The sequence below is a fragment of the Streptomyces sp. CO7 genome (assembly GCF_053474865.1).
This window is the reverse complement of sequence record NZ_JBRIOU010000004.1, coordinates 788,965-789,609: the sequence shown is the minus strand read 5'-3', so window position 1 is coordinate 789,609 and position 645 is coordinate 788,965. Positions and strand designations below refer to the sequence as shown.

The 645-nt window shown below is 72.1% G+C and carries 1 protein-coding gene; it reads left to right on the top strand.

Features of this window, described 5'->3' with window-relative positions:
- Window positions 1-594 (top strand): SigE family RNA polymerase sigma factor (locus tag ACOV8S_RS16390; RefSeq protein WP_448318546.1); only part of this gene is annotated, 594 nt, incomplete at its 5' end.
- Between the last annotated feature and the right edge of the window lie 51 nt (window positions 595-645).

Genomic DNA, 645 nt, shown 5'->3' with positions numbered 1-645 from the left:
CCGACGCAGCGCACGGCCGCCGACCCGGTCCGGGGGGACCAGGGCGGGCCGCGCGCCACCGGGGGCGGCCTGTCGGAGGCCGAGTTCACCGCCTACGTGCGGGAACGGCGGGCCTCGCTGTACGCCACGGCCTACCACCTGACCGGCGACCGCTTCGAGGCGGAGGACCTGCTGCAGAGCGCGCTGTTCTCCACCTACCGGGCGTGGGACCGGATCAGCGACAAGGCGGCGGTGGGCGGCTACCTGCGGCGCACCATGACCAACCTGCACATCAGCGCCTGGCGGCGCCGCAAGCTCAACGAATACCCGACCGAGGAGCTGCCGGAGACGGCCGGCGACCTGGACTCCATGCGCGGCACCGAGCTGCGCACCGTCCTGTGGCAGGCGCTCTCCCGGCTCCCCGAGCCGCAGCGGACCATGCTGGTCCTGCGGTACTACGAGGGCCGCACCGATCCGGAGATCGCGGACATCCTCGACATCAGTGTCGGCACGGTCAAGTCCAGCATCTGGCGGTCGCTGCGGCGGCTGCGGGAGGACCAGGTCCTGGGACTCGGCCGTGACGAGGAGGAAGCCTTCGGCGAACTGGTCGCCTGAAGGTAGCGAGGGCTCACGGGGGATCGGAGCCCTTGGGGGGTACGGGGGAAC